Source organism: Burkholderia sp. BE17 (genome assembly GCF_009362305.1).
Lineage (GTDB): Bacteria > Pseudomonadota > Gammaproteobacteria > Burkholderiales > Burkholderiaceae > Burkholderia > Burkholderia pyrrocinia_C.
The window spans coordinates 85,350-109,179 of record NZ_WHNU01000015.1 but is presented as its reverse complement, the minus strand read 5'-3'; the positions used below and the strand labels follow the sequence as shown (position 1 = coordinate 109,179).

Genomic DNA, 23,830 nt, shown 5'->3' with positions numbered 1-23,830 from the left:
ATGCATCCGGTTACCCGGAATGCCGACCTACGCCGAACCGGACAGCCACTGCGCGACCCGCGCGACGAGCAGGTCCGCTTCGTCGAAGCACTCGACGCCCGCCACCTGCGGCGCGTCGCAAATCGTGAACACCGGCTTGCCCCATTGCAGCCCCAGCGCGATCTCGGACAACGTGCCGAGCCCGCCGCCGACCGCGATCAGGCACAGCGACGCGCGAGCGATCAGCGCGTTGCGCGTGATGCCGAGCCCGGTCGGCAGCGCGACAGTCAGATACGGATTCGCGTGCTGCGCATCGTCCTCGGGCAGCAGCCCGATCGCGCAGCCGCCTGCCGCATGCGCGCCGCGCGCGGCCGCCTCCATCACGCCCTGCTTGCCGCCGCCGACGATCGCGACGCCCGCCGCGGCGAGCCCGTGCGCGATCCGCTCGGCGATGGCGAGCTGGGCGTCCGTCGCATCGCGCGGGCCGATCACGCCGACCGGCATCCGGTGCCGGGTCGCGCCGCGCTGCCGTTGCGCGAGTTGCTCCAGCGCGTCGCGCGCCTGGTTCGACCATTCAATGATGTCGTTGCCGTGCAAGTCCTTCCCCCAATGCAAGAACGCAGGTGCAGAGCGCCGTCAGCACGATCGACAGCACGGCAGCCTGCGAGAAATCGGTCTGTCCGTCGGACAGCTTCAGGTACATCAGCAGCGGCAGGATGTTGATCTGCGTGCCGGCCAATGCGAGCGCCGTGCCGTACGTGCCGAGCGCGATCGCGCTGACGAGGCACCACGCCGACGCGATCGACGGCCACAGCTCGCGCCACGCGACGTCGAACCACGCACGCCACGGCCGCGCGCCGAGCGTCAGCGCCGCCTCGAGCGGCCGCCGGTCGAGATTCGCGAGCGCCGGGTAGAGGATCAGCGCGACGCGCGGGATCAGGTAGTACGCGTACGCGAAAGCGAGCCCCGGCATCGTGTAGATCGCGCCGCCGACCACGGTCGGGTCCGCGCCTAGCGACGCCAGCAGCGTCGTCACGAAACCGGCGCGGCCGAACACGAGGATGAAGCCGTAGGCAATCACGAGGCCGGAGAACGCCAGCGGCACGCCGAGCAGCGCGAGCGACCAGCGGCGGCGCGCCGGCGACTGCCCGGCCAGCACGAACGCGACCGGCACGCCGACCGCGACGGACAGCGTGCCGGCGCCGATCGCGAGCGCCAGCGAACGCACGATTGCGTCGGAGACGAGCGGATCGCCGAATACCGCGGCAAACGCACGACCGCCGCCGTCGAACGCGGCGCCGACGAGCGCGGCGAGCGGCAATACGAAGCACACCGCGAACAGCCCGGCCGCCGGCACCGCGCCGTAGCGGCGCAGGACGCCGCGCTGCATGGACGAGACCCGCATCCCGTTCCCCTTACTTGCCGAGCGTGGCCTGCGACCAGAGCTGGTCGACCTCGGCCTTGCGCGTCGCGGCCTTCGCGACGTCGAGCGGACGCACCTGCGGCGCGTTCGGCAGCTTCGCGGCAACCTCCTGCGCAACCGGCGTGCCGGGTACGGCCGGGCGCACGTAGCCCTGCGCGAACAGCGCCTGGCCGACATCGCTCATCACGAGATTGAGCCACAACTGCGCGGCGGCCGGGTTCGGGCCGTTCTTCACGAGGCTCATCGCGTACGGCGCCGATACGCTGCCGTCCTGCGGAATCACGACTTCGGCCGCGTCGCCCATGCCGTCCGCGTACTTGGCCTTGAGCCCGTCGTTCTCGTAGCCGATCAGGATCGGAATCTCGCCCTTGACGAACTTCGCGTACGGCGTCGTCCCCTCGACGCGCAGCACGTTGCCCGCCTGCTTCAGCTTGCCGAAGAACTCCGCGCCCGGTTTCGGGTTGTCGACGCTGCCGCCGTTCGCATAGGCGGCGGCGAACACGGCGACCTGCCCCTGCCCGGTCGAACGCGGGTCGAGATAGACGACCGCATTGCGATATTCGGGCTTCAACAGGTCGGACCAGCGCTGCGGCACGTTCTTCACGAGCTTCCGGTTGACGAGCAGCGCGATGTTCAGCGAGTGCACGGCGAACCAGCGGCCGTCGGCTGCGCGGAACACCGGCGGCAGCTTGTCGAAATTGACCGGCTTGAACGGCGCGACGACGTCCTTGGCCGCCGCATCGAGCGCCGACGCCGCGAAGTAGTACGCGGTGTCGGCCTGCGGGCGACGTCGCGACTTGTCGAGCGCGACGACCGTTGCCGCCGAGCCGATGTCGTTGTACGTGATCTCGACCTTCGGATAGCGCTTGCGAAATTCGGCGAACAGCGATTTCCAGTTCGCCCATTCCGGGCCCGTGTCGAACGACACGACGAGCCCTTCGTCGGCGGCCTTCTCGTACAGCGCGTCCTCGCCGGGGTACAGCGGCGCGGCATGGGCCAGCGCCGGCGCGAGGGTCGCGAACGCGCAGAGCGCCAGCAGGCGGCGGCGCGTTGCAAGAAGGAAGTGGCAGCGTGCAGACATCGTGATTCTCCGTTGAATGAATAGGGTCGCCCGCGCTTACGCGGCGGGCAGCACGAGCAGGTGGCGCGGCTCGATCGACACGCAGCGCGCGGGAAGCTCGCGCCCTTCGCCGAGCAGCGCGTCGGTCGCACCGGCCGGCACGAAGTCGAAGCGCTGCGTCGCGCCGAAATAGCGCACCTCGCCGACCCGGCCGTCGATGCGGTTCGCGACGTATTCGGGCGGATCGGGCTGCAGGTGTTCCGGCCGGACCAGCACGTCGACCGTGTCGCCCGGCCGGTGCGCCCCCGTATCCGCGCACAGCGTGGTGAACCGCACGTCGACCGCGCCGTGCGCGAGCACGCGGCCGCGCAGCAGCGTCGAATGGCCGACGAAGCGGGCGACCTGCGCGGTCGCCGGACGCTCGTACAGGTCACGCGGGGTGCCGGCCTGCAACATGCGTCCGCCGTCGACGATCGCCACGCGATCGGCCATGCTGAGCGCCTCGTCCTGGTCGTGCGTGACGAGCAGCGTCGTCGCGCCGCACGCGCGCTGCAGCGCGCGAATCTCGTCGCGCAGTTGGTGGCGAATGCCGGCATCGAGCGCCGCGAGCGGCTCGTCGAGCAGCAGCAGCTTCGGTTCGATCACGAGCGCGCGGGCCAGCGCGACGCGCTGCTGCTGGCCGCCGGACAGCAGCGCCGTGCTGCGGTCGGCCTGCGCCGCGAGGCCGACGCGTTCGAGCATCTCGAGCGCGCGGCGGCGGCGCAGTACCGCCGTCATGCCGCGCATCTTCAGGCCATAGCCGACGTTGTCGACGACCGACAGGTTCGGAAACAGCGCGTAATGCTGGAACACCATCCCGATCTCGCGCTGCCACACCGGCACGCCGGCCATGTCGCGGCCGACGATCGCGATGCGTCCGCGGTAGCCGTCGAGCAGCCCGGCGGCGAGGCGCAGCAGCGTCGATTTGCCGGAGCCGCTGCGGCCCATCACGGCGAGCAGTTCGCCCTGGGCCGCGGACAACGTAACCGCGTCGACGCCGTGACGGGCGCCCGGATACTGAAAGCTGACGTTTTCGAAATCGAGACTCATGACGGTTTCACTTCAGGCGTTGCACAGTGAAGACGGAGGCGAGCGTCGCGAGCACGGCGAGGACGAGCAGCACGACGGTCGCCGCACAGGCCATCCCCGACGCGCCGTAGAACGCCTGCAGCAGCACGATCGGATAGTTGCGATAGCGGAAACCCGCGATCAGGTTCGAGATCTGGAATTCGCCGATCGACAGCGCGGCGACCATCACGAGGCCGGAAAACAGGCTCTGCCGCAGGTTCGGCACCACGATCGTGAAGAACTGGCGCAGCGGCGTCGCGCCGAGCGTTGCCGCACACGCTTCGAGATGGGCGAGCCCCAGGTGGCGCAGGTCGCTCAGCAGCGTCTGCAGCAGGTACGGCAGCGTCAGCACCGCGTGCGCGGCGATCATCAGCGGCAGCGTGCCGAGCCACGGCAGCGCATCGCCGCTGAAGATCGCGATGTAGCCGAACCCGAGCGTCAGCGCCGGCACCGCGATCGGCATCAGCATCACGACGCGCGCCGCGAAGCCGCGGCCGGCCAGTGCGCGGTGATGCAGCGCATACGCGAGCGGCAGCGCCAGCACGGCATTGATCGCACAGCAGGCGAGCGCGACGACGAGGCTCACGCCGAATGCGCGGGTAAAGCTGCGATTCGCGGCCAGATCGGCGAACCAGTGCGACGTGATGCCGGACGGCAGCAGCGTGTTCGTCCACGACTGGCCGACCGCGCCGATCAGCAGCAGCACGATCGGCAACGCGAGATACAGCGCGAAGGCCGCGACGAATGCCTGCAGCAGCAAGCGCCCTACCATCGCGTGCGGCCGTTTGTTACGACGAATCGGAATAGCTTCGGCAAGGGCCGGAGCGGATGGCGGATGCATGGCGAAACTCGCTGACGGGTACGGAATGGGGCACGCAACGCCCGCCGGACAGGGCCGACATGCGTTGTCGTGACGGGCGCAGTGTGCGGATCCGACATGGCATCGTCATGAAAAAAACGTACAACGCCCGCATCGATCTGTGCGCGCAAGGAATAGTTCGCCGTGAAGCACCTGTTTCCCAACATCGCGGAGCTGCACGCGTTCGCGAGCTCCGTGAAGTATCTGAACTTCTCGTATGCGGCCCGCGAGCTCGGCCTGACGCCCAGCGCGGTCAGCCGGCAGATCGCGAATCTCGAGGCGCTGTTCGGCGTCAAGCTGTTCGTGCGCGAGGGGCGCAATCTCGCGCTCACGCGAGCCGGACAGGTCTATCACGCGCGCGTGATCGGCCCGCTGCGCGAGATCGGCAACGCGTCGATCGAATTGCTGAGCGCGCGCGAGAACAGCGATCTGCTGACGATCGCGAGCGTGCCGACCTTCACGACGAAGTGGCTGGTGCCGCGGCTCGCGCGCTTTCTGGCCGTCGCGCCGGGCGTCACGCTGAGTTTTCGCCGCCATCTGGCTCACGGCGACGTGTTTCCGTTCGGACTCGACGCGGCGATCCGCTATGGCGACGGCGCATGGGAAGGCGTCCGCTGCGATTACCTGGACGGCCGGACGTTCGTGCCGGTCTGTTCCCGTGAATTCGCGGCGCGGCATGCGCTGCGCACGCCGGCCGACGCGGCATCCGCGCCGCGGCTCGTGCACGAGCAGGCGGAGATTGCGTGGTCCATGTGGGCGGAGCGCCATCGCGCGGCCCACATGAATGCGCTGTCGGGGCCGCGCTTCGAACAGTATTCGGTGCTGATTCAGGCCGCGCAGGCCGGGCTCGGGCTCGCGCTCGTGCCGCGCTTCCTGATCGTCGACACGCTCGCGACCGGCGCGCTCGTCGAACCGTTCGACGCCCCCGTCGACGTCGACGCGCAAGGGCACTACCTGTGCTACGCGCCGGAGCGCCTGGAGACCAGCGCTGCGTTGCAGCGCTTCAGGGAATGGATGCTCGACGAATGCGCGAACGGATGAGCCTGTCCGGCATGGCCGGACAGGCTCGGACGGCATGGAGCCGGGCAAGCCCGGACGGCACGGCCGGACAGGCTCGGGTGGCATGGCAGCGCAGGAAGCGCGGCGCCGCGCCGCCCATCACGCTCAACGCCCGATACCGAGCCCCGGCAGCACGCGCGTGTTCTCGGCCACGACCGCATGCAGCAGGCGCGGATCGGCGCCGAGCAGCTCGAGGATCGTCGGCGCGACCTGCTTCGTGCCGACGAGATCGTTCACGGTGCGCGCGCGATGGATGCCCGGATACGACACGAGCAGGCCGAGGTGGCTGTCGTCCGGCGCGTTGCCGCCATGCTCCTCGTCCTTCTTCGTGCTCGACGTGTAGATCACGCCCGGATTCGGCTGGACGATGATGTCCGGCGTACGGCCGTTGGCCGGATCGCCGAAGCGGTCGGCGAGCGCCGCGCCGTACAGGATGTACGCCTGCGAGCCGTCCGCGCAGATCCCCGGCGCGTTGCAGCCGAGGTTCGCCTTCAGCGTCTGCACGACGGCCGTGCGCTGGCTGCGGTCGCGCAGCCAGATCAGGCCGACGTCGTCGGTCTGCACGAAGCCCGTGCCGACCAGGCCCGACCCGTCGTTCAGGTTGCCCGTCGACGTGTTGTTCTGGCCGAAGTTGCCGTTCGGGTCGAGGTAGTTGTTCGCTTCGAGCAGCTTCGTCAGCGTGTCGCCGTTCTTCACGAGCTTCGTGCGGTCGGTCGGCGACTGGCCATGCTTCGCCGTCACGATCACGGCCGTCGACGTGTACAGGTTGGCCTGCTTCAGCGCAGCGACGACATGGCCGATCGAGTTGTCGACATACGTGATCGCGTTCGCGACCTGACCGTTCGGCGTGAAATCCGCGTCGAGATACCCGCCGCCCTTCGCGACCGGCGACTTCTGCGCGACGCTCAGCGTCTGGAAGTTGGCGCCGAACAGCGTCGGCACCGGCGCGCTCTTGGTGCCCGTCGAATCGCGGCCTTCGATCTGGTTGATCAGCGCCTGCACGTGCAGGTTGTCGAAGCGCGCGGTGTGCGAATAGACGTCCGTGTAGTCGGTGTTCGTCGCCGGGTCGATCGAGTTGATCTCGGTGCGCATCAGATCGTCGACGCCGGTGCCCGACGGGCCGTTCAGCCAGTCGTAGCCCCACGCGTGCTTGTCGGCCCACGCGGTGTGCGCATTCGGCACGCCGGCCTTCACGGCTTCGAATACCGTGTTGGTCTTCACGTAGTTGTGCGGATAGACCGGCACGCACTGGCCGCCCACGCGCGCGTGCGGGATCGCCTGCGGATTGAACGCGCCGCCGCCGTCGAGGTGCACGAGCTTGCCGCCGTTGATCGCGTCGATGCCGGTCGTTTCGTCGAACACGACGTTCCAGCCCTGCTTGCCCGAACACGTCGTGTCGCTCGGCGCATACAGGTTGCGATCGTACGACACGTCGTAGAACAGGCCGGCCGTCTTCGGCGAGCCGCCCGTCACGAGCGCCGCGAGGCCCGGGAACGAATCCGACAGGCCGGGCGTGTACGCATTCGTGTACGTCACGCCGCTCTTGGCGAGCACCGCGATGTTCGGACACGTGTTCGCGCCGATGCAGCGCGCGAGATCCTGCTCGTGCAGGCCGTCGACGCTGATCAGCAGCACGTGCTTCACGACGCGGCGCGCATTGCCGTGATCCTCGCCCTGAGCGTTGCCGTCCTGCTGCGCCGCATACGCACCCACGCTTGCGAGCGCCAGCGCGCCCGCCACCATCGCGGCCATCTTCCGCTGCTTACCGAAAAACGAAATCATCACCCCACCTCACCGATTGATGTTGAACTGCGTGACTTGCCATCAGGCGCGCAAAATATCGCCGGATCGTGCGGCGGCCGGATGAAGCGGGGCTTTCTGTTCTCTGTCAAACGTAACCAAACGCAAGTGACATGAAGCGGTCGCAATGCGATCCGCTCGGTGCGGCGGCGCGCGGCCGGAATTTTTTTCGGCTTGGCCCGCGACTATTGGCGTGTGATAAAGGGTTTTCCCTGACCCGGAGCACGACTATGTCGACCCTGGAAGCTCTCCGGTTCGTGCTGGACGATGCACGCACCCCCGAAATCATTCGCCATCACGTCGTCGACGCGCTGCAGTACGCGCTGCGCAATTACGGACAGGTGTTCACCGCGAAGGAAATCGAATGGCTGACGCAGTGGGACGACGCACGTCTGCCGCTGGCCGCGAGGAAGGAACTGGACAAGCGCGAACCGGCGATCGCCGCGCGCTGAAAAAAAGCCGCCGCGCCCGGCTTGTGCGGACGCGGCGGCAGCGGATGAAACGACGGCTTACTGGAGCCCGAAATCGACGCGGGTCGTCGCGCCCTTGTCCTCGATGCCCTTCGCATCGAGCTTCGGCGCGACGACGAACACGCGGCTCGAATCGATCTTCCCGTCGAGGTACTGGCGCACGGCCTGCGCGCGCTGCTGCGCGAGCGCACGCAGCGCGTTGTCGTCGGCCGGTGCGTGATCGGCCAGCGCCTGCTTCATGTCCGCATCGGGCAGCGTCTTCTGCAGGCCGACCAGGTTGCGCGGCTTCTTGAAGTCGGCGGCCTTGTACGCACGCGTCAGGTATTTGGAATATTCGGCCGGGTCGACCTTCACCGACATCGGATCGATGCTCTCGCCCTGGCCGACCACATCCTTCAGCTTCTGCTGGCGCACCAGCCGCTCGACATACGCGTCGCGCAGCCCCGGCGTGTCCTTCGCCGGATCGACGCGGCCGATCAGGTCGAGGCGGATCGACGCCTTCTCGGTCAGCATCTTCACGACGGTGTCGAGCTTCTGCTGCTGCGCGTCGGTCAGCGCATACGTGCCCGGCGCGAACTCGACGTAGCCGAGATCCTCGCCGCCGCCGCCGAACGCATTCGCGAGCAGCGTGAACGGCGACGTGACGGCCTTCGCGATCAGGTTCAGCACCGCGTGCCAGATCAGCCCGCCGATGCTGAACTCCGGATTCGACAGCGAACCCGACACCGGCAGGTTCACGTCGATCTGGCCGCGCGTGTTCTTCAGCAGCGAGATCGCGAGCTTCACCGGCAGCTTCGTCGCCGTGTCGTTTTCGACGTGGTCGCCGAACGTGAGCTGGTCGATGAAGATGTGGTTGTTCGCCGACAACTGGTCGTTCGCGAGCTGGTAGTGCAGGTCGACGTTGAGCTTGCCCTTCGTGATCGGATAGCCGGCGTACTTCGCCGAATACGGCGTCAGGTTGGTCAGCTCGATGTCGTGCGCGGTCGCCGTGAGGTCGAGCGCCGGTTTCTCGATCAGCGGGTTCACCGAACCCTTGATCGAGATCGGCCCGTTGCCCGCCAGGTTCGCGGCGACATCGACCGGCGCGGACGTCGTCGAATCCGTGCCGAACGCGCCGACCGTGCCGTTGATCGCGACGAGGTTCGCCGTGTAGTTCGGCTTGATGAAGTTGTCGGTATACGTCACGCGGCCGCTCTGCAGCACCAACTGACCGAAATGCATCCGCACCGGGTTCTGCGGCGGGGTCGCGGCCTTCACGACCGCCGGCGCGGACGCGGCCGATGCGGCCTGGGCCACTACCGGCGCCGGCGCCGACGCGGCCTGCGGCGACAGCGGCACCGGCTCGCCCTTGCTTGCGTCGCGCGTGAGCGACTGCGCGGGGCCCGTCTCCTTCGCGACGACGTCCTTCAGGTTCAGGCGGCCCTGCGCGTCGAGCAGCACGCGGCCGTAGAAGTTCGAGAACGTCACGCGCGCGGCGTCGACGTCGGTGCCCTTCTCGTCGTAGTTCGCCTTCAGGTTCGACAGCGCGAGCGAGCGCCAGCCCGCGAACGGGTCGGACGTCGCCTTGTCGAGCATCCGCACGTCGACGAGCGCGACGTCGCCGCGATAGGTCGCGCGCGGCGTGTCCTTCACCTGCGCGAACGTCAGGTTGCCCTGCGCATTGAGCAGCGCGCTCGCGATGGTCGCGTTCAGCACGCTGCCGAAGTACGGCTCGAATGCGGCCGCGTCGAGGCGGTTGCCGTCGATCTTCAGGCCGACCTTCAGCGGCTGCGCGGTCACGTCGCCCGCGACGTTCAGCGAACCCTTGCGGTTCAGCGTCGCCTTCAACTGCACCGGCAGCGGCTTGGTCAGGTCGTCGCTCAACTTCTGCACCGACAGTTCCAGCGGCTTGATCGCCAGCTTCACCGGGCGCGGCGTCGACAGGTCGGTGAAGTTCGCGGACGAATCCTTCACGTTCAGCGCGTCGATCCGGTAATGCCATGACGGCGCGGCGGCTTCGGCCTTGCGCGCGACCGTGCGCTGCGGCACCGATGCCTGCGCGGGTTCGGCCAGCGCCGCGAGATCGATCTTGCCGTCCTTCAGGCGCTTCACGTCGAGCGCGAGCCCGCTCGCGTCGACGCTCGCGATCTCCGCGGTGCGCGCGGCGACGTCGACCTTCGTGATCTTCGCGCTCGCGTCGGGCAGCACGATCGCGGGCGCCTTCGCGTCGGGCGTCGCGATCTTCAGCGACTTCAGGCTCACCGTGCTGTCGGCGACCTGCGCGGCGAGCGGCGTCTTGCCCCAGTCGGCCTGTGCGTTGACGGTCGCGCCGAGCGTGCCGTCGAGCACGCGGGCGCGCGTCGCCTCGCCGAGGTACGGCTGAAGCGCCGGCAGCGCGAGCGCGGCAATCGTCAGCTTCGTGCCGGCCTGCTTCTCCGCGAGATTGAATGCGCCTTCGGCCGTCACGTCGCCGCCGCGCGACAGCGACGTCGACAGCGTGTACTTCGCGGGCGTCTTGCCTTGCAGCGAGAAACCGTCGAGCGTCGCGGCGAGCTTCGTCAGCGACAGCGCGGTCGGCGTCGCCGGCACGCGGTCGTCGACGTTGACCGTGCCGCCGTCGATCGCGAAATGACGGATCGTCAGGTCGAGCGGCGGCGCCTCCTTCGCGGCGGCGGCGGTTTCGGCTTTCGCACCGCTGGCTGCGGCGGCGGCGGTTTCTGCCTTCGCGCCGCTGGCTGCTGCGGCGGCGGTTTCTGCCTTCGCGCCACTCGCTGCGGCGGCGGCGGTTTCTGCCTTCGCGCCACTGGCTGCTGCGGCGGCGATCCCGGAAGCGGCCGCGGCACCCGACGCCGCCGGCTTGCCGGCTTCGGCCTTCGGTGCGGCGCCCGGCTGCGCGGCGAGCTTCTCGACGTTCAGCACGCCCTGCTTGTCGCGCGACAGGTCGACCACCGGCTGGTCGATCCGGATCTCGTCGAAGTGCATCGCATTGCGCAGCGGCTCGAGGCCGGCCGCCGCGATATGCACGCCGCGCGCGGCGAACAGCGGCGCGGACGCATGGTCCGTCACCTTCGCGTCGTTCAGGTCGACGGTGCCCGATACACGCAGCGCGGGCGTCGCGCCGTTCATCGCGAAATTGATCGCGAGGTTGCTGCTCAGCAGGCCGCTCGTCACGGCCACCGGCAGCTTCGCCGGCACGTACGAGATCAGCTTCGGCACGTCGAGGCGGTCGAACTTCAGCGCGATCTCCGACTCGCGCGACTGCGCGAACGGCTTGGTCTTGCCGTCGATCGCGATCGGGCTGCCGTCGAAACGCATGCGCAGCTTCGGCTCGACGAAGATGTCGGTCTTCGACGCCAGCGTCGCGATATACGGAATGCCGAGCATCCAGTTGTCGACGACGTGCTTTTCGTTCAGCAGGCGATCGTCGAAGTCGATCCGGCCGTCGTTCACCTGGATGTTCGACACCGAGAATTGCGTCGGCTTGCTTTCGGGTTTGGACGGCGTCGAGAACTTCTCGATCAGGTCGGTGAAGTTGAAGCGCTGCGCGTCGTAGCGGACGATGTGAAAGCGCGGCGAATCGACGCGGATTTCGTTGACGATCGGCGCGCCGCGGAACAGCGACGACCACGACGGCCTCACGACGAGCTTGCCGATGTCGATGAAGTCGCCCTGGCCGCCGCGCTCGCCGAGATGGATGCCGTCGGCTTCGAGATTCAGCGTGTACGGATTCAGCGCGATGCGCTGGATCGTGGCCGGCCGGTCGAGCTGCTTGCTCAGTTGCTGTTCGGCGACATGGCGGATCAGCGGCGGCGCCGCGAAGAACCCGAGCAGTCCGAATAAAACCAGGAAGATCAGTACGCCGATGCCGATACGCCGGGTCCGCCGCGAGCGTGCAACGCCGCCGAGGGCATGGAGGGTCGAGGATACGGTTTTCTTGTCTGCGCTTGCCATGCTTGAATATCTCGGGAATGGATGCCGGGCCGCGCCGGAAAACCGAACGGCCGCGCACGCTATCCCGAAAGTATAGGCTCAGGAGGTGCCGGTACGGAGGTCGGGCGCCGCCGCCGCGCCCGCGGGTCGGACGACGGCGCCGCTCAACTGTTCATTTCCGGACGACGATGGGCGGCATCCACGAGCCGTCGCTCGCCTGCGGCTTCGGCGCGTACAGGCGCAATGCGAGCGCGAAATCGGTACGCGGCGCCGGCAGCCAGTTGCCCGCATACGCGCCGCCCGGCGACGCCGACACGACGATGTCGATCGACCCGTCGTGGTTGCGGCGCAGCCGGTCGCGATCGCCGAGCGAGCGGCGCGCCGACCCGAGGTCGGGCAGCGCGCCGTTCGTCGTGTAGGGCGTGAGCGTCCAGAACGCGCGCGCCGGCGGCCGCGCGCCCGGCGCGAAATGCAGCACGTAGCGGTTCGCGCCGTTCAGCGCATGGCCGTCGCTGTCCACGCGGACGACCGCGAGCGTCTCGTCGTCGCGCGTCGCGGTGCCGAACTGCGTGTAGGCCGCGTACGCGCGCAGCGCATAGTCCTGGCCGTACTTGCCGGCCGTGTCGCCGATCCAGCTCCAGCCGTTCGCGTTCAGCAGGTTCGACGGCGGGGTCGCGAGCCGCGCGCGCGCCTCGGCGACACCCGTCGTCGCGGCCACGAGGCGGTCGCCCGTCCACAGCACCGGGTAGCCGGCCGACACGCCGATGTCGCCGAGCAATTCCTGCGCGTGCGCATCGTCGGCCGGCGGCGGGTTGTCCTGCAGCGCCTGCGCGAAGCGCGCGAAGAACGCCTTCGGGTCGAGCGCGGCCACCTGCTCGGCCGGCGTGCCGCCGCCCACCGCTTCGGACGGCGCGCTACCCGCATGGACCGCGACCGACGCGCCGCGCGCCGCGCCCGTGTAAACGGAAAGCGGCACCACGCGGATCGCGCGCTGCAGTTTCTTCACGTTCGTGAGATCACGCCCGCCGCTCGTCTGCAGCCGCACTTCGAGCCACGCATTGCCCGACGGCACGTCGACGCGCTGCACGCCCTTCGGTAGCGTGCCCTGCCAGCCCTTCGCGGCAAAGGCAATCGTTTGCGATCGCGCCGCGCTGCGGGCACCGCGTGCCGGCAAGCTCGACGACGACCACAGCACGTTCGTCCACATGTCGAGCGCGCGCGCGTCCCAGTAGCGGCCGCGCGTGTCGGGCAGCGTGGCGATCACGGGTTCGGCGGCGACGTCGAGCCAGCCGGTCGAGTCGAGCGTGTCGACGCCCGGCAGCGGCGGATTGACCGCGCCGACGGGCGGCAGCGCCTGCGCGTGACGCAGCGTGTTGAGCGGCGCCTGCCCCGGATGCGCGCCGTCGCCGCCCGTCGCCGCTTCCTTCGCGACGTCCATCAGCACGAGCGGATACGCATAGATATAGGAGTCGGCCACTTCCGCACGCATCCAGCCGGTTTTCCGCTGGATCGCGTCGGGTTGCGACGCGCATCCCGCAAGCAACGCCGCCATGGCCAGCGACGCGCACGCGCGCCGCAGAGAAACTGATTCTCGTTGGTTTTCAATCATCGATTACTGGCCGAATATCGTTCTTTTCAATCAACGCCCTGCTCCACTCGCGAACGGCGAACGCAAGGCACCTCAGCCTGCCCGGATCGCCGTTTCGCGACGGTGGGCGCTGATGTCAGGCCGGTATCATAGCGCCTCGGGGCAATCCCTAATATGCCGAATAGCGGGGTGAACGCTGGCCGAACTGTCGACGAATTCGAAATAGTTCGAGAGATTCGTCACAAAATCGGAGATACCGGAACGACACACGCACGTGCCGAAACAATCGCGGACTGAAGGGGCGAATTCCGGATTGACGAATGGTGTCAATATTGACACCATTCGGTATGGCTAGCGTATCGAAGATCCTCGAACTGATGAGGCGCGAGCCCGCGAATGTGCGATTCAACGATCTGTTCAAGGTCTGCGAGGCACACTTCGGAGCGGCCCGCCAATCCGGGTCGAGCCACGCTATTTTCAAGACACCGTGGCAAGGCGATCCACGAGTGAATATCCAGAATGATCGCGGGAAAGCGAAGGCGTATCAGGTGCGGCAGGTTCTCGACGCGATCGATCGACTGAAGGAACAGAAATCATGACCCAAGACCACTTTACGTACCGCGTAACGTGGTCCCCGGAGGACGGGGAGCACGTCGGCCTGTGCGCGGAGTTCCCGTCTCTTTCATGGCTCGACGAAACGCCGGAAGGCGCACTGGCCGGCATTCGCCGGCTCGTCGCCGATGTCGTGCGCGACATGGCCGCGAACGGGGAGAAGGTGCCCGAGCCGATCGCCGACCGAACCTACAGCGGTGAATTCAAGGTTCGCATTCCTCCGCAGGCGCATCGCGCGCTGGTAATCCAGGCCGCCGAGCAAGGCGTCAGCCTGAATCGTCTCGCGAGCGCCAAGCTCTGCGCCTGACCGCGCAATCGAGCGCAAGGGCATGACCCGTCCGGCTGCCCGCCTGGAAGCCGGGCGTCGGCTTTTTCCGGGCCGGAACAACCAGTGTGCATCGACAGCGTCGCCATCCCTTGACCTTCCCATCATGGGAATGTTGATACTGGGATCATTCGCGGCACGATCCGCGCTTTTTGGGAATCCGACATGACTGAACCACTTGCCTCCGCAGCGCTGCAAACGATCGAACTGAGCGTCGACGGCATGCATTGCGGCGGCTGCACGGGCCGCGTGCAGCGCGCGCTGGCCGCCGTGCCGGGCGTCGTCGACGTGGCGGTCGATCTCGACCCACACACGGCAACGGTGACCGCGCAGGAAACGGTCGAGCCCGGCCGGCTCGTCGACGCAGTCGGCGAGGCCGGCTACCGTGCGGTCGTGCGTGCAGCGGCGGTCGAGGCCGTCGCGACCGCGCTGGCGGCGCACACGCTGCACGACGAAACGCCACCCGTAACGGCAGCGGCGTTGCCTGCGGCCACTGCCACGATCGAACTCGATATCGACGGGATGACCTGCGCGTCGTGTGTGTCGCGCGTCGAAAAAGCGCTGGCGAAGGTGCCGGGCGTCACGCGTGCATCGGTCAACCTGGCGACCGAGCGCGCCACGGTCGACGCCGCGGCAGGCGTTTCCGCCGCGCGGCTCGTCGAAGCCGTAAAACAATCCGGCTATGGCGCGACGCCGGTCGCCGGCGCCGCCGCCATCGCCGTCCGGCCGGCAGAATCCGCCGCCTCCGCCGATCTCGAACTCGACATCGGCGGCATGACCTGCGCGTCCTGCGCCGGCCGCGTCGAAAAAGCGCTGGCCGCCGTGCCGGGCGTCACGCGCGCGTCGGTCAATCTCGCGACCGAGCGCGCATCGGTGCACGGCGCCGGCGCACTCGACGCCGCCACGCTGATCGCGGCGGTCACGGCGGCCGGCTACCGCGCATCGCTCGCCGCCGCGTCGTCGGCCGGCGTAATGGCCGGCGCAGACGCGCAACCGGCCAGCCCCGCGCAGGATCCCGACGCCCGCAAGCGCCGCGAAGCGGTTCGCGAACGCAACCTCGTGATCTGGTCGGCAGTGCTGAGCGCGCCGCTCGTTGCGCCGATGCTCGTCGCGCCGTTCGGCATCGACCTGATGCTGCCCGGCTGGCTCCAGCTCGTGCTCGCGTCGATCGTGCAGTTCGGCTTCGGCGCGCGCTTCTACCGCGCGGCCTGGCATGCGGTGAAGGCGCGCGCCGGCAACATGGACCTGCTCGTCGCGCTCGGCACGTCGGCCGCATACGGGCTGAGCCTGTGGATGCTGTTGCGCGATCCCGCGCATCCCGGCCACCTGTATTTCGAGGCGTCGGCCGTCATCGTCACGCTCGTGCGCTTCGGCAAATGGCTCGAATCGCGCGCGAAGCGCCAGACCACCGAGGCGATCCGCGCGCTGAACGCGCTGCGGCCCGATCGGGCGCGCGTCGTCGAGCACGGCGTCGAACGCGACGTGCCGCTGTCGCAGGTGCGCGTCGGCACGAACGTCAGCATCCGCCCCGGCGAACGCGTGCCGGTCGACGGCCGGATCGTGTCGGGCCGCTCGCATATCGACGAATCGCTGATCACCGGCGAAAGCCTGCCCGTGCCGAAGGACGACGGCGACGCCGTCACCGCCGGCTCGATCAACGGCGAAGGCGCGCTCATCGTCGAAACCACCGCGATCGGCGCGGAGACGACACTCGCGCGCATCATCCGCCTCGTCGAATCCGCGCAGGCCGAGAAGGCGCCGATCCAGCGGCTCGTCGATCGCGTCAGCGAAGTGTTCGTACCGGCGATCCTCGGCATCGCGCTGCTGACGCTGGCCGGCTGGCTGATCGCCGGCGCCGGGACGGAAACCGCGACTCTCAACGCGGTCGCGGTGCTCGTCATCGCGTGTCCGTGCGCGCTCGGCCTCGCGACGCCCGCCGCGATCATGGCCGGCACGGGCGTCGCGGCACGGCACGGCGTGCTGATCAAGGACGCGCAGGCGCTCGAGCTCGCGCAGCGCGCCACCGTGATCGCGTTCGACAAGACCGGCACGCTGACCGAAGGCAAGCCGTCCGTGACGGCGTTCGAAGCCGTCGGCATGCCGCGCGACGAAGCGCTCGCGCTCGCGGCGGCGGTGCAGCGCCAGAGCGACCATCCGCTCGCACGCGCCGTGGTCGCCGCGCACGATGCGGACGTGGCGTCGCGCGACAACACGGCGCCGTCGGTCACTGCAGTCGATGCGGTCGCTGCAGCCGATGCGCGCGCGGTGGCCGGACGCGGCGTGGAAGCACGCGTCGGCGGGCAGTTGCTCGCGCTCGGCAGCACGCGCTGGCGCGACGAGCTCGGCCTGGTAGTGCCGCCCGCGCTCGACGCGCGCGCGGCGGAGCTCGAACGCGCGGGCAACACGATCTCGTGGCTGATGCGCGCCGATGCGCCGCGCGTGCTGCTCGCGCTGATCGCGTTCGGCGACACCGTGAAGCCGGGCGCCCGCGACGCGATCGCGGCGCTGTCGGCGCGCGGCGTCGCGAGCGTGCTCGTGACGGGCGACAACCGCGGCAGCGCGGCGGCCGTCGCGGCGGCGCTCGGCATCGGCGAAGTGCATGCGCAGGTGCTGCCCGACGACAAGGCGCGCGTCGTCGCCGAACTGAAGCGCACGCACGGCGGGATCGTCGCGATGGTCGGCGACGGGATCAACGATGCACCCGCGCTCGCCGCGGCCGATGTCGGCATCGCGATGGCGACCGGCACGGACGTCGCGATGCACACGGCCGGCATCACGCTGATGCGCGGCGATCCGGCGCTCGTCGCCGACGCGATCGACATCTCCAAACGCACGTACCGGAAGATCCAGCAGAACCTTTTCTGGGCGTTCGTCTACAACCTGATCGGCGTGCCGCTCGCGGCGCTCGGCTGGCTGAACCCGGTGATCGCGGGCGCGGCGATGGCGTTTTCCAGCGTCAGCGTCGTGACCAACGCGCTGCTGCTGCGGAGATGGAAAGGGCGGGCGCACTGAGGCGTGCAGGTGAACTAGCCGAATGGGCGTTTGGCGTTGGGCGTTGGGCGTTTGGCGTTGGGCGTTCGGTGCTCGGTGCTCGGTGCTCGGTGCTCGGTGCTCGGCGTTCGGCGTTCGGCGTTCGGCGTTCGGTGCTCGGTGCTCGGTGCTCGGTGCTCGGTGCTCGGTGCTCGGCGTTCGGCGTTCGGCGTTCGGCGTTCGGCGTTCGGCGAACACGAAGGATCAGGAGGGTGGCCTGCGTCGGCCGTCAGCGGTGTGTGTGGAATTGGTCGCACGTGACGACGCAGCGCGGGCCAGCGGATTCAGCCCTGGATAACCGGCTTGATCAACGTCGTCGTGATCGGCGCGAAGCCGCATGCACGATACAGCGCGCGGGCCGCCGTGTTGTGATTGAACACCGACAGCCCGATCTCGGTGATGCCGTACCGGCGCGCTTCGGCGTCGAGTGCGTCGAGCGCGCGCGTGGCCCAGCCCTGGCGGCGCCGGGACGGGACGATTTCAAGGTCGTAGATGAACAGCGTGCGGTTCGGCCCTTCGGGCACGATCGCGTACCAGAGGTCGCCCACCGCGTCGCCGCTGGCGCCGTCGATGAGCACGACGAGTGTCTGGCCGGATGTCCGCAGGCCGTCCGGCAGCAGCGTGTCGAAACAGGCGCGTGCACGATCGGCCGCGTCTTCGACAGCATTTTGTCCGGATGAAACGAGATCGCGCGCGTAGCCTTCGATGGCTCGCGTGCGGTACGCGTGGAATTCGCCGGCCGTCATCGGCCGCATCTGCAGCATGGCCCGGTCGCCGTGAGAGGAATCCAACTTCCAGTGTAGCGGGACCGTCGTGCCAGCGCGCACGGCAGCGGCGGAAAACAGGCAGGCAGGTGCAGCGGGCGCCGCGCCGAATCAGCGAATCAGCGAATCAGCGAATCAGCGAATCAGCGAATCAGCGAATCAGCGAATCAGCGACGATACAAGACGATCGGCACGAGATGCGCACGGCGCACGCGCTCGGCTTCGACATGACGTGCAGCGTACGAGTAATCGGCGTCGAGCGGCAGGTGCGGCGATACGAACAGGTCGTCGATCTTTTGCAGCAGGGCAAGGATGAAGCTCATGTGAGACTCCTGACAGTTGTGTCTAGGGTTTTCCCTTAGACGGACTCCATTCTAAGGGTTTTCCCTGAACTCTGCCAGTACGCCGCATCAGTTTGCCGCGCGCGCACCGCCACCGATTACCGGCGCGGAACGTCGATCCTTGCCCCGTCAGGCTTCCAGGATAGGGTCTGAACGATCAGCGTGTGCGACGGGCACGCTTCGCGACGGCCGCCTCGCGATTCGCATTACGCTGAAGCCGGTCGACTTGCGACAGGAGCGCTTCGTGGTGCTCCTCGAGCGTCATCAGGGTTGCCTGCTGCGTCGACAGATCGGCCGCCAGGCGATCGATCCGCTGCTGCTTGGTGGCCGCGTCCTGCTTCAGGTGCGCGATCTGCCGTGTTTGCAGCATCAGCGCGACGAGCCCTGCCAGCACGACGACAGCCAGTGCCAGCAACAAGCGGTTGACGCGGCGCATCTCGCGATCGGCCGTGCGCGTCAAACCGTCCACGTCGGCCTGCAACGCGGCGAGTCGGTCGGTCAACGGGCCGAGGTGCGTATCCGGATCGAAGGCCGGCGCGGCCGGTTGCGCGCGTTCCGACGACGGCTTCGTCACGAAGGACGCGGCGGAAGCGACAGGCTGCGTGACCGGCGACGGCGAGGCGTCGGCCGGGGCAGCGTCACGGGTGTTCGCCGTGTTCGCCGTGTTCGCCGTGTTCGCCGTGTTCGCCGTGTTCGCCGTGTTCGCCGTGTTCGCCGTGTTCGCCGTATTCGCCGTATTCGCCGTATTCGCCGTATTCGCCGTATTCGCCGTATTCGCCGTATTCGCCGTATTCGCGGTATTCGCGGTATTCGCGGTGTTCGCCGGCTCGGCCGGTTGTGCCTGCGTCTGCGGCTCGACCGTCGAAGCGGCGTCCGGCACCGGGTTCGATCCGGTCGCGTCCGGCGCCATGTCGACGCTCGTCGCGACCAGCGCCGATTGCCCCGACGTCGCGTCGCTTGCGCCGGCAGCCGCCCGGCGTTTGCCGCCCGACGACGAGCGGCGCTCCTTTACTGCGTCGCCGGAAGATCGCGCTTCGCGGAATTTGACAGCCGCGACGCCGGCCGCCGCTTCGACAGCAGCTTTCGCAACTTCGCCATCGGTCGCCTGCCGATCGGCCATCTTCGCTGCAGCACCATCTGCCGCTTGCAGTTCGGCCACCGCCACCGTGCCGCCATCGGCCGCACGCACATCGGCTGCCTTCGTTGCAACGCCATCCGCCGCAGGCGCATCGATGACCTTCATTGCAACGCCATCAGCCACTGACACACCGCCCGCGTTCGCAGCATCACCACCTTCGGGCGCCGAAACACCGTCAGCCACCACTGCAACTTCCGGCTTCACCGCACCGTCAGCTTCCGCATGCCCCGCTGCACTCGCAGCCTCCGGCGCGCTGAACCCGTCCAGCGAGGCCTGGCGCCCGGCGGCCGCATCGTCCGCGACACCGGCCGCCGCTTCGGCTTCCGCAGCCGCTTCGTCGCGCACCGTGACCGGCACCCGCTCGCCCGGTTCGAGCACCGGATCGCCGAACAGGTCGAGCGTCAGTTCGTCCCGCGGCGCATCGCCGGCCGGCGCGTTGCCGGGCCGCGACGTCGCCCTCGCGGACGCGCTGCCCGCGGCAGCCGCCGAGCGCTGGCGTGAACGGGCCGACGAACGATTGGAACGGGAACGGGAGCGAGGCGTGGAAACGGATTCGGTCATGGAGATCGGATTGCGGGGCCCGCGAGCGCGGAACCGGATGTCGAACGGAATCGGTGGCCGGCCATTGTCGCACGCCCCGCAACCGATTCAGCCTATTCGTCGCCCGACAACCCGTTCCCTTCCTCGAAACGCGTGACGCCTTGCAACGCGCGCAGCTTGTTGCAGATCGCCTGGTATTCGAGTTCCGACACCCGCGCGAGCGCGATGCGCACCTCGTCGTGCTCGCCCGTGTCGTCGGCGCGCTGCACGATGAACTGCTTCACGCGCGCGCTGTCGGGGCCGAGCGCCGCGTGCAGCGAATCGAACGTCAGCGCGCCGCTCACCACCGTCAGCGCAAGCTGGCGCCGCTGGCGCACCGTGAAATAGCGCCGCTCCAGCGGCTTGATGCCGGCCAGGATGATCAGGATGATGATCGTCGCCGAAATCGACGCGACGTAAAGCCCGCCGCCAACCGCGAGGCCGATCGCGGCGACCGACCACAGGCTCGCGGCCGTCGTCAGCCCGCGCACGATCTCGCCGCGCAGCAGGATCGAGCCCGCGCCGAGGAAGCCGATACCCGACACGACCTGCGCGGCGATCCGCGACGGATCGAGCACGATGTGCTCGCTGCTGCCGAGCACGTCGGCGAAACCGAACGCCGACACGATCATGATCAGCGTCGAGCCGACGCACACGAGCATGTGCGTGCGCAGGCCGGCCGCCCACGACAGGCGCTCGCGCTCGAAGCCGATGACGCTGCCGAGCGCCGCCGCGAGAACGAGCCGCATCACGAGTTCCAGGTTGCTGAGCATCCGATTTATCTCCTTTTTTTGTGCCGGCCGCGCGGAATGTTTTATCCTTGGCCCCGGCCGCGCCGATCCTCCGGGCCGCGCCGACACGTTCAGATCCAAGCGCTCAACCCCGTCATGTCCGTTTCCGACTCCGCTTCCGCCCAGGCCGCCCAGCTGCGCCACCATTTCGCGCACGTCGTCTTGCCGATCTGGCGGGGTTCAGGGTTCGACCGCACGTTGCAGCTGCCGTTCGAGGCCGTCGATCCGGCCACCCACGCGCCGCTGCCCGTCACCCGTTATCGCGCAATGGCCTGCGCGCGGCAACTGTTCGTGTTCGCGCAGGCCGGCGACACAGCGCACGCAGCCACGCTGTTCGACGCGCTGTGCAGCCGCTTCCGCGACACGCGCCACGGCGGCTGGATCTACAGCGTCGACGCGCAGGGCGCGCCGCTCGATACCACCAAGGATCTCTATACGCACGCGTTCATCGTGTTCGCGTGCGCCGCGTGGCATGCGGCGTCGGGCGACGCCGCCGCGCGCGCGGTGGCCGAGGAAACCGCCGCGCTGATCCAGGACCGCTTCGCGCCGCGCCATGGCGACGCGCTGCTCGATGCGGAGCGCCACGCCGATTTCTCGTCATCCGGCAGCGGCGCGCTTCAGAATCCGCTGATGCACCTGACCGAAGCATGGCTCGCGGCCGCCGACGCGTTCGGCGATGCGGCGTTCGACGATGCGCTCATTCGCACCGCGCAGGCCGTCGAGCGCACGTTCGTCGACGCGGCGACCGGCTGCGTGGCCGAGCTGCCGCTCGGCGCGGCCGACAACCGTTTCGAGCCCGGCCATCAGTTCGAATGGTTCTATCTGGTCGATGCGGCCGGTGCGCGGCTCGCGCAGACCGGGCTCCCCGGCGCGCTGTCGCGCGCGTTCACGTTCGCGGAGCAATACGGCGTCGATGCGCAAACGGGCGGCGTCTGCGCGGCGCTCGATGCGCAAGGCGCGTGCATCGACGGCACGCAGCGGATCTGGGCGCAGACCGAGTACCTGCGCGCGCTCGCGACGCACGGCGGCACGCCGGCCTCCGCGCCGCTCGCGCGGCAGATCGAGCGCTTCGCCGCGCGCTTCCTGCATCCGCGCGGCTGGTTCGAGTGCAAGACGGCGGACGGGCAGGTGTCGCGCGCCGACATGCCGTCGACGACGCCCTACCATCTCGCGACCGCCTACGCGGCGCTGCCGGCCGGTTCGTAACCCGCGTCGGCAAACGACGGCGCCGCGCGTTCGCCGAGTGCCGCGCGTTCGCCGCGCGCATCGCCGAGTTCGAACACCGACACCGCCTGCATCAGGTGCGCGGTCTGGTCGTTCAGCGACGCGGCCGCCGCCGCGACTTGCTCCACCAGCGCCGCGTTCTGCTGCGTCAGCTGATCCATCTGCGTGACGGCCTGGTTCACCTGCTCGATCCCGACGCTCTGCTCGACCGACGCGGACGTGATCTCCGACATCGTCTGCACGACACGCGTGATCGATGCCGACACCGTCCGCATCGCGTCGCCGGCGCGCTCGACGAGTTCCGCGCCGCCGTTGATCTGCGCGACCGAATCCTCGATCAGCGCCTTGATCTCCTTCGCCGATTGCGCGCTGCGCTGCGCGAGCGAGCGCACTTCGCCCGCGACCACCGCGAAGCCGCGCCCCTGTTCGCCGGCCCGCGCGGCCTCGACCGCCGCGTTCAGCGCGAGGATGTTGGTCTGGAATGCGATGCCGTCGATCACCGAGATGATCTCCGCGATCCGCCCCGAGCTCTGCGCGATGCCGCGCATCCGGTCGATCACGTTGTCGCCCACGCCGCCGCCGTGGCTCGTCGCTTCGAGCGCCGCGTCGGCCAGCGCGCTGGCCGCGCGTGCGCTGTCGGTGTTCTGGCGGACGGTCGCGGTCAGTTCCTCCATGCTCGCGGCCGTTTCCTCGAGCGATGCGGCCTGCGTGCCCGTGCGGGCCGACAGGTCGGCGTTGCCGCCCGCGATCTCGCCCGCGCCGAGGTGGATCGCATCGGACGCGTGGCGCACCGTGCGCACGGTGCCCGCGATGCTCGTCTGCATCGCGGCGAGGCCGCGCAGCATCCGGTCGATCTCGAACACGCCGCCCGCCCGCACGGGCTCGTCGAGGCGGCCCAACGCGATCCGCTCGAAATGGCGGCCCGCTTCATCCAGCGGCGCGACGACCGCGCGCCGCGCGGCTGCGTAGATCGCGGCGCTCGCCGCGAGCATCGCCACCAGCAGCGCGATGCCGACCGACTTGAACCAGAGTATGCCGCCGTAGATCGTGTCGAGCGCCGTGCGGCTCGATGCGCTGCCGTATTCGGCGAAGCGATGCAGTTCGGCGATATAGGCGTCCTGGATGCCTTGTGTCGGCTGGTCGAGGAACGCCTGGATGTTGTCGGCGTCGAGGAACTGCACGAGTTCGCCGAGCGCGCCGCGCAGCGCGCGATAGCGCTCGGCGAGCGCCGCGACGCGCGCGCGGTTCGTGTCGTCGACCGGTTGCGCGGCCGTCAGCGCGGCGAACGCCTTGTCCGCGTCGGCAAGCGAAGCGCCGGCATGGCGGATGATGTCCTCCGGCTTCGGGCCGCCGCGCACCATCCGCGTGCCGGCGCGCGACAGGTTGATGCGCGCGTCGAGCAGGTGCTCGGTCGCCTGGTTGGCCGCGTTGACCTGCGCGATCGCGACGTTCGACAGATCGTCGACGCCGCCGCGCGTCGACGCGAGCGCCCGGAAGCCGAGCGCTTCGATCGCGAACAGGAAGAGGCAAAACACGGTCAACACGCCGAGCAGACCCGACGCGAGCTTGATTTTTCCGAACATGGGGAGATTCCTGGGAAGCGGACGATGAGGCAATGCCCCGGCATTAGCGGCATTTCTTCGTCGGACTTTAGGTGGGGCCGCCTAGGTGAGGTCGTCTAAGGCGGGGCTGCCTGGGTGGGGCCGCCTACGTGCGGCGGGCGAGGTGCGGCCGAAAAGACGGCCCAGTGACGCGCTTCGCTCGCGCATTCC

Annotated in this window: 19 protein-coding genes; 6 read left to right on the top strand and 13 right to left on the bottom strand. The window is 68.8% G+C overall.

Annotation, left to right across the window (positions count from 1 at the left end; all coding sequences use genetic code 11):
* Positions 1 to 27: 27 nt before the first annotated feature.
* Genes GD429_RS15155 through GD429_RS15135 form a run of 5 tightly spaced genes read right to left on the bottom strand, consistent with a single transcriptional unit; the run spans position 28 to position 4,410 of the window.
* Positions 28 to 576 carry a TIGR00725 family protein gene (locus GD429_RS15155; RefSeq protein WP_034181654.1) on the bottom strand — a complete coding sequence of 183 codons (549 nt, stop codon included), beginning with the start codon at positions 574 to 576 and terminating at the stop codon, positions 28 to 30.
* Positions 554 to 1,384, bottom strand: a complete 831-nt coding sequence (locus tag GD429_RS15150; RefSeq protein WP_152857627.1) for an ABC transporter permease — start codon at positions 1,382 to 1,384, stop codon at positions 554 to 556. Before GD429_RS15150 ends, GD429_RS15155 begins: the two co-directional genes overlap by 23 nt.
* Before the next feature lie 10 nt (positions 1,385 to 1,394).
* On the bottom strand, positions 1,395 to 2,483 hold the full coding sequence (locus GD429_RS15145; protein ID WP_152857626.1) for an extracellular solute-binding protein: 1,089 nt from the start codon (positions 2,481 to 2,483) through the stop codon (positions 1,395 to 1,397).
* 36 nt (positions 2,484 to 2,519) lie between these two features.
* Positions 2,520 to 3,551 carry an ABC transporter ATP-binding protein gene (locus tag GD429_RS15140; protein WP_152857625.1) on the bottom strand — a complete coding sequence of 344 codons (1,032 nt, stop codon included), beginning with the start codon at positions 3,549 to 3,551 and terminating at the stop codon, positions 2,520 to 2,522.
* A 7-nt stretch (positions 3,552 to 3,558) separates the two neighbouring features.
* The gene (locus GD429_RS15135) at positions 3,559 to 4,410 is read right to left on the bottom strand and encodes an ABC transporter permease subunit (RefSeq protein WP_152857624.1); all 852 of its coding nucleotides are present in this window, start codon (positions 4,408 to 4,410) and stop codon (positions 3,559 to 3,561) included.
* A gap of 162 nt (positions 4,411 to 4,572) precedes the next feature.
* On the opposite strand from GD429_RS15135, the gene GD429_RS15130 reads away from it, so the two are divergent.
* Positions 4,573 to 5,469 carry a LysR family transcriptional regulator gene (locus GD429_RS15130; protein ID WP_174419193.1) on the top strand — a complete coding sequence of 299 codons (897 nt, stop codon included), beginning with the start codon at positions 4,573 to 4,575 and terminating at the stop codon, positions 5,467 to 5,469.
* Between the two features lie 123 nt (positions 5,470 to 5,592).
* On the opposite strand, the gene GD429_RS15125 is transcribed toward GD429_RS15130, so the two are convergent.
* Positions 5,593 to 7,269 carry an alkaline phosphatase family protein gene (locus GD429_RS15125; protein WP_152857623.1) on the bottom strand — a complete coding sequence of 559 codons (1,677 nt, stop codon included), beginning with the start codon at positions 7,267 to 7,269 and terminating at the stop codon, positions 5,593 to 5,595.
* A 248-nt stretch (positions 7,270 to 7,517) separates the two neighbouring features.
* Here GD429_RS15125 and GD429_RS15120 point away from each other — a divergent pair, with 248 nt between their 5' ends.
* Positions 7,518 to 7,739 (top strand): hypothetical protein, encoded by a 222-nt coding sequence (locus GD429_RS15120; RefSeq protein WP_059238606.1) that lies wholly within the window; start codon positions 7,518 to 7,520, stop codon positions 7,737 to 7,739.
* 57 nt (positions 7,740 to 7,796) lie between these two features.
* On the opposite strand, the gene GD429_RS15115 is transcribed toward GD429_RS15120, so the two are convergent.
* Positions 7,797 to 11,687: a DUF748 domain-containing protein gene (locus GD429_RS15115; RefSeq protein WP_152857621.1), complete on the bottom strand. Its 3,891-nt coding sequence runs from the start codon at positions 11,685 to 11,687 to the stop codon at positions 7,797 to 7,799.
* A 151-nt stretch (positions 11,688 to 11,838) separates the two neighbouring features.
* Positions 11,839 to 13,275, bottom strand: a complete 1,437-nt coding sequence (locus GD429_RS15110) for a DUF1254 domain-containing protein (protein ID WP_152857620.1) — start codon at positions 13,273 to 13,275, stop codon at positions 11,839 to 11,841.
* A 326-nt stretch (positions 13,276 to 13,601) separates the two neighbouring features.
* On the opposite strand from GD429_RS15110, the gene GD429_RS15105 reads away from it, so the two are divergent.
* From GD429_RS15105 to GD429_RS15095, 3 genes are all read left to right on the top strand, one after another.
* Positions 13,602 to 13,853: a toxin HicA gene (locus GD429_RS15105; protein WP_152857619.1), complete on the top strand. Its 252-nt coding sequence runs from the start codon at positions 13,602 to 13,604 to the stop codon at positions 13,851 to 13,853.
* Complete coding sequence (locus tag GD429_RS15100; RefSeq protein WP_047902238.1) at positions 13,850 to 14,173, top strand: type II toxin-antitoxin system HicB family antitoxin; 324 nt, start codon at positions 13,850 to 13,852, stop codon at positions 14,171 to 14,173. The genes GD429_RS15105 and GD429_RS15100 overlap by 4 nt, the downstream gene beginning before the upstream one ends.
* Positions 14,174 to 14,356: 183 nt before the next feature.
* Positions 14,357 to 17,203 carry a heavy metal translocating P-type ATPase gene (locus GD429_RS15095; RefSeq protein ID WP_152857618.1) on the top strand — a complete coding sequence of 949 codons (2,847 nt, stop codon included), beginning with the start codon at positions 14,357 to 14,359 and terminating at the stop codon, positions 17,201 to 17,203.
* Positions 17,204 to 17,505: 302 nt separating this feature from the next.
* On the opposite strand, the gene GD429_RS15085 is transcribed toward GD429_RS15095, so the two are convergent.
* From GD429_RS15085 to GD429_RS15075, 4 genes are all read right to left on the bottom strand, one after another.
* Complete coding sequence (locus GD429_RS15085; RefSeq protein ID WP_152857617.1) at positions 17,506 to 17,985, bottom strand: GNAT family N-acetyltransferase; 480 nt, start codon at positions 17,983 to 17,985, stop codon at positions 17,506 to 17,508.
* A gap of 167 nt (positions 17,986 to 18,152) precedes the next feature.
* Positions 18,153 to 18,308, bottom strand: a complete 156-nt coding sequence (locus tag GD429_RS40455; protein WP_193727111.1) for a hypothetical protein — start codon at positions 18,306 to 18,308, stop codon at positions 18,153 to 18,155.
* A gap of 175 nt (positions 18,309 to 18,483) precedes the next feature.
* Positions 18,484 to 20,025: a flagellar hook-length control protein FliK gene (locus tag GD429_RS41065; RefSeq protein WP_152857616.1), complete on the bottom strand. Its 1,542-nt coding sequence runs from the start codon at positions 20,023 to 20,025 to the stop codon at positions 18,484 to 18,486.
* A gap of 92 nt (positions 20,026 to 20,117) precedes the next feature.
* Positions 20,118 to 20,816, bottom strand: coding sequence for an MgtC/SapB family protein (locus GD429_RS15075; protein WP_152857615.1), 699 nt, complete (start codon positions 20,814 to 20,816; stop codon positions 20,118 to 20,120).
* Positions 20,817 to 20,930: 114 nt separating this feature from the next.
* Here GD429_RS15075 and GD429_RS15070 point away from each other — a divergent pair, with 114 nt between their 5' ends.
* A complete protein-coding gene (locus GD429_RS15070; RefSeq protein WP_152857614.1) occupies positions 20,931 to 22,040 on the top strand; it encodes an AGE family epimerase/isomerase in 1,110 nt (369 codons plus the stop codon).
* Here GD429_RS15070 and GD429_RS15065 read toward each other — a convergent pair.
* The gene (locus tag GD429_RS15065; RefSeq protein ID WP_152857613.1) at positions 22,013 to 23,641 is read right to left on the bottom strand and encodes a methyl-accepting chemotaxis protein; all 1,629 of its coding nucleotides are present in this window, start codon (positions 23,639 to 23,641) and stop codon (positions 22,013 to 22,015) included. The two genes, GD429_RS15070 and GD429_RS15065, sit on opposite strands and share 28 nt — an antisense overlap.
* Positions 23,642 to 23,830: the final 189 nt, after the last annotated feature.